Origin of the sequence: Streptomyces sp. NPDC127084, assembly GCF_042724175.1 — a bacterium.
Lineage (GTDB): Bacteria > Actinomycetota > Actinomycetes > Streptomycetales > Streptomycetaceae > Streptomyces.
This window is the reverse complement of record NZ_JBHXFA010000052.1, coordinates 1-7,974: the sequence shown is the minus strand read 5'-3', so window position 1 is coordinate 7,974 and position 7,974 is coordinate 1. Positions and strand designations below refer to the sequence as shown.

The 7,974-nt window shown below is 69.5% G+C and carries 4 protein-coding genes and 1 pseudogene; 1 reads left to right on the top strand and 4 read right to left on the bottom strand.

The genetic code is table 11. The annotated features are described in order from the left end of the window. Positions 1–45: 45 nt before the first annotated feature. The 3 genes from ACFWI9_RS14795 to ACFWI9_RS14785 form a co-directional block, all read right to left on the bottom strand. Complete coding sequence (locus ACFWI9_RS14795) at positions 46–1,563, bottom strand: N,N-dimethylformamidase beta subunit family domain-containing protein (protein WP_387161967.1); 1,518 nt, start codon at positions 1,561–1,563, stop codon at positions 46–48. Positions 1,564–1,888: 325 nt separating this feature from the next. Beyond that, positions 1,889–3,085 carry a cytochrome P450 gene (locus ACFWI9_RS14790; RefSeq protein WP_387161965.1) on the bottom strand — a complete coding sequence of 399 codons (1,197 nt, stop codon included), beginning with the start codon at positions 3,083–3,085 and terminating at the stop codon, positions 1,889–1,891. A gap of 135 nt (positions 3,086–3,220) precedes the next feature. Further along, positions 3,221–4,780: a peptidoglycan-binding protein gene (locus tag ACFWI9_RS14785; protein WP_387161963.1), complete on the bottom strand. Its 1,560-nt coding sequence runs from the start codon at positions 4,778–4,780 to the stop codon at positions 3,221–3,223. Between the two features lie 603 nt (positions 4,781–5,383). On the opposite strand from ACFWI9_RS14785, the gene ACFWI9_RS14780 reads away from it, so the two are divergent. Then, a complete protein-coding gene (locus tag ACFWI9_RS14780) occupies positions 5,384–7,135 on the top strand; it encodes a lysyl oxidase family protein (protein WP_387161961.1) in 1,752 nt (583 codons plus the stop codon). 207 nt (positions 7,136–7,342) lie between these two features. Here the strand turns inward: ACFWI9_RS14780 and ACFWI9_RS14775 are convergent. Further along, a pseudogene (locus tag ACFWI9_RS14775) lies at positions 7,343–7,974 on the bottom strand (hypothetical protein); the annotation flags it as partial.

Sequence of the window (7,974 nt, the reverse complement as noted above, 5' to 3'; positions counted from 1 at the left end):
GTCCCGGTATTTCGGTACCGGGACGGGCCGCAGCCGTCAGCATCGTCAGTTGCGGGGCTTGAGCATGCGGGCCAAGAGGTTCTTCGTCGCGGTCCGTATGCGCTCATCGACATGGCCGGGCTCGCTGAGCGCGATGGGCCAGTTGAAGGTGCCGGCGGCGAACACCATGGTCCCGCGCCGGTCGACGCACAGACTCGTGTTCTGGATCCTCGCCCCGCGTCCCATACTGTCCGAGTAGGGGGAGTGGGACAGCAGGGTCTGCTCCATGTTCTCCGGCTTGGGCATCTTCGGGTTGAAGCCGTCCGCCTCCACCGCCACCAGATCCGGGATCTCGTCGCCGTCGCGCAGACCGGTGCCTTCCCACAGCCAGTGACCGGACTCCCGCACCACCAGGGGGACCGGCTCCTTCAGCATCCCGTTGTACTGCACACCCAGCAGGCCTTGTTCCGCACGGCTGTTGTTCCTGTCCAGGTGGCGCCACCGAATGGTGGGACCCTCAGGGCCCGGCTTCGGGTCCTGCTCCTCCTTGTAGCAGGCGACCACGCGGTGGGCCCGGTGACGCGAGGAGGGTTCGAGGCGGACGTTGAAGTAGATGTTGTTCGCCCCGAGGAACGCCAGGTGCGTACCCGCCTTGAGCGCGCCCTCGGCGTGGTCGCGCATCTCCCTGGACCAGTACTCGTCATGGCCTGGGAACACGATCGCCGTGTGCCGGGACGGGTCGATACGGCCTTCGTGCAGATCGACGCTGGTCGCGTACGTGATGTCGTAGCCGCTCTGCTCGGCCCAGCGAGTGAAGGAACTGTCCATCTCGAAGACCATCGGCAGTCCGAGGTTCGAATACGGCCGGTCGAACGACACCTCATAGGAGCGCTCGGGGTTCCCGCCGGTCTTCCCGTCCGGAAGGTAGCCGCGGTAGAGGTTCTTGCCGGTGCGCCCGTCGCGGGGCCAGAGGTTGTAGGCCTGGTAGGTGGTGAACGGGGCGACCATCAGGATGTCTGAGGCGCGCTCCAAGTCCCTTACGACAAAGGGCGAATAGCTGCGGCGGCCGTCAGTGGTGGTGAAGACGGCGAGGAACAGCCCGGATACCCAGTCCTTGGGTATCTCGAAGGTCCAGGACACCGGCCAGTCGCACGCGATGACCCGCGATCCGGCCGCCGGGGTCGGGGTGGGCCGCGGCCGGCCCTGGAGCTCGGGGCTGACGGCCAGACGGCGGGCGCCCGCTCCCGAGTAGTGCCCGAGGCGGTAGAGCGACACGGTGAACTTCTCGGCGGAGCGGACCGACACATGGAAGTCGAGGGACTCGCCGGGGCTCACCGAAGTGGCCGAGGTGTACCCATGGATGTGCCCGGCCTTGTCATCCGCGCTGCGGGTGCCGTTGTGTCCGACCTTCCAGTCTGCGGACCCGGCGAGCAGATTCTCCCGGACCACCGGGTTGTCGCCGGTGCGCACGGCCTGGCGGGCGGGGGGAGGGCCGACGGCCGCGCCCTGCGCCCTGCAGCCTGCCAGGGCTGCGGCCCCGAGTCCGAGCGCTCCCAGGGCAGCACGACGAGACACCTGCGGCATGGGGGGCAACCTCCATTGGGACTGCGGGCGGTTGCCCTGCGTGCGGCGGACGCGACTATGTGGCACGCAAGAGACGAAACGTATCTTCAAATATGCCGGAGTCGATCATATGAGCGACAAATGCGAATCCGGCTGCGCCCCCTGCGTAATGTGTCGAAGAACACGCAGCCCGCACTCATCACTCCTGCGCACTGCGGAAGTTCACCGGCCGGCCGCGCCCCGCCGACCGACCGTGGGAGTTGCCCGAGGCCCAACGGGTGGGTGGCCGCACGCGGCTGCATGCCGTGCTGCGGCTGCCGGATCCGCCCCCACGCCCAGGCTCCGATCAGAACCGCACCGGCAATGCGACGAGCCCTCGGGCCCGGATCGAGGGGCGCCAGCGCAGTGCGTCGCGCGGCACGTCCAACTCCAGGCCGGGGAAGCGGTGAAGCAGTGTGCGCACGGCGATCTGCGTTTCCAGCCGGGCCAGTGGGGCGCCCACGCAGTAGTGGATTCCGTGTCCGAGCGCCAGGTGGCCGGTGTCGTGCCGGTCCGGATCGAGGCAGTCGGGGTCGGCGAACCGGGCCGGGTCGCGGTTCGCGGAGGCGAGCGACAGCATGACGGTCTCCCCGGCCGGGATCACGACCCCGCCGATCGCGATCTCCTCCGTGGGGAACCGGCGGATGGCGAGCGCCGCCGGACCGTCGTAGCGGGCGAACTCCTCTACGGCGTCCCGGATCCTGGCGGGGTCGTCCCGCAGCGCCGCCAGCTGCTCCGGGTGGTCGAGCAGTGCCAGCACGGCGCTGCCGATGAGTTGCACGGTGTTCTCGTAACCGGCGAACAGGATGAGGAAGGCCAGCGAGGTCAACTCGTCCTCGGTGAGTGCGTCCCCGCCGTCGTGCACACCCACCAGATCGGTCAGCAGATCGTCGCCCGGAGCACGGCGCTTGTCGGCGATCAGCCGGGTGAAGTAGGCGAGCATGGCCGCGACGGCCTGCTTTGCCGCTCCGGGGTCCGCGGGATCAGGCGCGATCAGGGCGTCGGTCCAGGTCCGGAAGTCCGGGCGGGAGTCGTGCGGTACACCCAGCAGGTCGCAGATGACGCTGATCGGCAGGGGAGCGGCGTACGAGGCGACGAGGTCGGCGTGCCCCTGATCGGCCACGGCGTCGAGGAGTCGGTCGGCGCGCGCCTGGATGCCCGGACGCATTCCCTCCACACGGCCCGGCGTGAAGGCTTTGCTGACCAGGCGCCTGATCCGGGTGTGGTCCGGCGGATCCATGTTCAGCAGGTTGGCGTCGAGGGCAGGGGGCAGTGAGAAGCCCCGGTAGTTGCCGGGAGCGCGGTGCGCCTTGTCCAGGGACAGCCTCGGGTCGGCCAGCAGCCGCCGTACGTCCTCGTAGCGGCTGACGATCCAGATGGGCAGGCCGTCGGGTCCGGCCATCCGGTGCGCCGGACCGGCTTCCCGGAGCCGGGCGTACGCCGCGTGCGGGTCGGCGACGAGCGCGGGCAGATCGACGGGCGGATCAGGGGATGCGGTATCCATGATCGTCAGCCTAGGCGTGGGCAGACGGGTTGCGCACCGGGCATGTCGGTGACGATGGGACCCCTCCGTTGTCCCCGGGTCTGTGCCACGTGCCGTTCCGGCGGATGGAACGGCACGTGGCCCGCCGGGTACCGGTCAGCCGCCTGGAACGGGTGGCTGCGGGAAGGTCTTGGCCGTCACCTTCCCTGCGGCGTACTGGTTCTTCACTTTGCCGGCGTGCAGCGCCGCGAACGTCTCGGCGTTCGCCGTTCCGGTGACCGTGAGGCCCAAATCGCGCTGGTAGCGGCCGATCATGTTCGAGAGATCCTGGCCGGCCACCATGTGTGAACGGTATTGCGGGCTGAGCAGGTAGATGCTGTCGGTCCTGGTGTACAGGCCGACTCCGAAGGCGGTGGTGTCGTCGAACACCTCGGTGTTCGCCCAGTAGACGGCGCTGCTCATCCAGAGCACGTCGGCGTTGTCCTGCCCCGGCTGGACTGTGGAGGTGTCCGAGCCGAAGTGGGCGAACTTCAGCGCCGTCATCGTCGAGCGGCCGAGGTTGCCCAGTCCGTCGGTGTCGACGGTCAGTCCGTCGTACCGCTCGTCGTTGGCCTTCTGAAAGCACTTCAGCGCGGCCACGGTGGGTTTGTCCATCTTCCCCAGAGTGACCTCTTCGGTGAGTTTGCAGGGGTCGGAGTCCTTGAGGGTGGACAGCCTGGCCTGGGCGAACTGCACGTACATATTGGGTCCGTCGCCCGGCCGCCAGGGCAGCGGGCCGTCGGGCTTCTTCTTGGACTCACCGCCACCGCCACCACCACCCCCGGACCCCGCACCGGACCCGCCGCCCTTGGAGCCTGAGGCCGGTGTTTCCGCCGGGGTCGCCGACGGCGATGCGGACGGGACGTCGACCGGTGGTGAGGGCGGCGGGGGCAGCGCGCTCGCACTGATCTCGTCGAGTTGTTCGGTCGCCAGGCTCCGTACCTGCGGTCTGAAGGCGAACCAGAGCGTCACGAAAATGATCAGCAGGCAGAAGAGGATGCTGAGGAAGGTCGCCAGCCAGCGGGGCATGACTCCCTTCTGCACATAGGTCCCGGCCACCTCCAAGGGCTCCTTGCCCGAACGCTGCACTGCGAGGTTGAAGGGCCTGTCCTCCGCACGGCCGAACCAGGTGATGTCCCGCGGCTTGAGGGTGGCATCGATGAAGGCGGCCCGGCCCGGCTCGATCTGCACATTGGCCGGATGGATGTCGTACGTGAGCTGGTCGCCGTTGTCGCTGCCACTCACCGACGCGGTCAGCTTGGTGTTGCCGATGTTGTCGACAGCGAGCTTCGGGCGGCCGCGGAAGCGGCCCTTGACGGTCTGCGGGACCAGTTCCGCCCGTACTTCGCTGAAAGGGGTGATGGTGAGGTTGCCCTCGGGGACGGTCGCCGCCGACGGGTGCTCGGTGGGGGTGATCTGGATGCCGTACGGGTTGGGACCCGCCGTCGCATCGGGAGTACGAGGCGGCGCGAAGGTGACTTCCACGGAGCCGGTGGTCCCCGGGTAGATACGGAGCGTCGGCGGTGACACCGTGACATACGGCGCGATGTCGCCGACCGGCGTGAACCGGTACTCGTCGACGACGTCGCCGGTATTGCGCAGCCGCAACCGCACGGTGGTGGTGCTGCCCGGGTCCACGGTGGTGGAAGCGGGTTCCAGGGAAGTCCATAGGCTCACAAGGGGACCGTACGAGTTGGGGCCCCGCGGGCACAGCAGGCCGTCGGGCAGCGCCACTGCCCGATCGTCCCCCACCCGCTGCCCTCCCGGCCCGAAGCCGCACCCCGCCCCGTCCGGGCAGTTCACGGGCGGTCGAGCGGTGCCATCGGCCGCCCGCCGGACACCCCGCCATCCGACGGGACCTCCGCCCCGCACGCCCCGGTCCGCCGACCGCATGGTGCCGGGGGCCGGAGCGGGGCAGTAAGGCGGCGGGCGCGGCCGGGAGTTGCCCGCGAGGGCGGACACCCCTGCCCCGCATCAGGTACGTGAGGCCGTCTTGCCGGCACAACGGCGGGCGGCGGTCGCGCCGGTGACGTCCCCTCTCTCCCGCCGCCGACGTCCGTACCCGGATGGCAACAGTCTGTTTTCCACCACAGCGGCGCTATTCAGACAACATCCCGACGATATCGACTGTCCGGACAACCGGGCACGTTGTTCCTCCCTCTCTTCGCACGGGGCAGTGCCTCTCTTTGCGCCGGTCGGGCGGGTGAACCGTCCTGACCTGCCGCACCGGGTGGCCCGCACCCCGCCTTCTTCTCGCAACATCCGGAATACGAGGGAACGATGACCACTTCGCGCACCACCCGGCTGCGGCGCCCGCTGCTCGCCGGTACCACGGCTGTAGCCGCCATGGCCGTGACAGCCGGTCTGATAGCCGCCGCGCCGGACCAGGCCACGGCCGCGACCGGCCCCAAACTGAGCCTTATCGCGGCGACCGACTCGGTCACGCTCACCTCCTGGAAGGAGGAGCCGGGTGTCTACCTGGACCTCGGCACCTACCTGACCGCGGAGGGAAGACCCCTGGAGCTGAAGGTGACACGGAAGTCCTACAAGGACCCCGTGACCATCACCCAGACCGTGTACGAGGGCGGCAAGGCCAAGACCAAGACGCTTCCCAAGGGCACCGTGAAGGACTTCTCCGGGCTGCCCGGCTTCGCGGAGGTGACCGTCACCGACAAGGCGGGCAAGAAGGTCGTCAGCCGGACGGAAAACTTCTGCCCGAACAACGCCAGCGGACGGGTCCGCCCCGACGCGCCCTCCACCTCCAAGTATCCGGAGAGCTGCCCCACCAACGCCTTCACCCTCGGTTCCGTGTGGGGCATCGAGAAGGGGTGGGCCGCCAACACCTACGCCGGCTCCTACACCCAGCCGGTGAAGCTCGCCGCCGGCGCGTACACGGCCAAGATCAGGGTCGCCAAGAAGTACCGGGACCTCTTCGGCATCGCCGACAAGCCCGCAACGGTGAAGGTCACCGTCGAGGAGCGCAGCTGGGAGGACGGCACCGGTGCGCCGGCTGGCCGATCGGCGACCGCTGGGGAGCACGCCGGGCACGGCACCGCCCACCAGGCCCCGACCGGTCACACCGGGCACGGGCCAGGGCACGCCGCGACGCCCGCTCAGGCTGCCGCACCGGTGACGAGCGGCGCCGGCCCCTCGTACAACGTCGGCCACGGACCGCTGAAGGCCGCGCCCCCGGCCCTGCCGTGGGCGCTGAAGAAGCTGCAGGCCGCGCGCGCCGGCATGCGTGCCGGCGACGCCGCGGGCCAGACCGACGGCTCGCGCAAGGCACCCGCCCTCAAGCCGCTGTCCAAGCGGCCCACCGGCAAGCCCTCCGTCCCGGATGTGCCCAAGCCCGACCTGCGCTCGCTGCCGGCCTACGGCATCACCATCAGCGACGGTGACCAGAACATCCCCGGCAGGGACTACCTGGCCTTCAGCGCCAACGTGTGGAACGCCGGTCCGGCCCAGCTCGTGGTGGACGGCTTCCGCTCGCCCGGCAAGGCCAAGATGGACGCCTTCCAGTACTTCTACGACGCCAAGGGCAAGCAGGTCGGCTACACCCCGACCGGCACCATGGAGTGGGACCCGCGTCCCGGCCACGTGCACTGGCACTTCACCGACTTCGCCAGCTACCGGCTGCTGAAGGCCGACAAGAAGGAAGCGGTCCGCAGCGGCAAGGAGGCCTTCTGCCTGGCCAACACCGACGCCGTCGACTACACGGTCAAGAACGCCAACTGGCACCCGTACAACACCGACTTGTCCACCGCCTGCGGTCAGGAGAACTCCATCTCCGTCCGCGAGGTGCTGGACGTCGGCTCGGGTGACACCTACACCCAGGACCTGCCGGGGCAGTCGTTCGACATCACGGATGTGCCCAACGGCACCTACTACATCCAGGTGCTGGCCAACCCGGCCAAGCGGCTGAAGGAAACCAACCTCAACAACAACAGCGCCCTGCGGAAGGTCGTCCTCGGCGGCGAGCCCGGCAAGCGGACCGTGACCGTCCCCGCGCACGACCTCGTGAACGCCAATTGAGCCCACACGCCGTGCACGGCATGTGAGCAGCCCCCGCGGGAGTGGGTGGCGCAGTGTCCGCTGCACCACCCACTCCCGTTGTGCGGAGCCGGACGCGTGCGGTGCCGCCGGTGCCCACGCGGCAGCCGGGCCACTGCGCCCACCGGGGGATTGCCTGCCTCTCACCAGGGAATTTGTCGACGCGGGGCTACAATCCTGCGAACCAGTTCACAAGTTCCCCACTTGGAGAGTGCGTTGGCCGATTCCGTGCCCGTGACCGACAGAGCGATCCCGGATCCCGGCCTTGACGACAAGGAGCGCCAGGCGCTCACCAGTGTCCCGTGCTCGGCCCTGCCGTGGGGGGGGGGGCGGGGCCCGGCGGGCCGCGGGCCGGGCGGGGGGGGGGGGGCGGGGGCGCGGCGGGGGGGGGGTGGGGGAGTGGGGGGGGTGAAATGCGCCCCCCTGCTCGTGGGCGGGGGCCAGTACATGTTCCACCTGGGGGGGCGGCTTCGAGGTCAGGGAGCGTACGCCCGACTCGGTCAACGACCGCAGTACGGCGTTGAGTTGGTCCGTCTCCACCTGGAGGCGGACGCGCGTGCCCTGGCTGTTCTGAATGTGCTGGACGGCGAGGTCGTGCACGCCGGGCAGGGCCGCCAATCCGTTGGGCGCGCCCACCAGTTCGGCGCTCACGATGGTGTGGGTGAGGTGGCGCAGGTCGGCCAGCGAACCGCTCTCCACCGTGCGGCCCTTGCGGATGATGCTCACCCGGTCGCACAACTCCTCGACCTCGCTGAGGATGTGGGAGGAGAGCAGGATCGTCCGGCCCCGGTCGCGTTCCTCCTCCACGCAGCGCTGGAAGC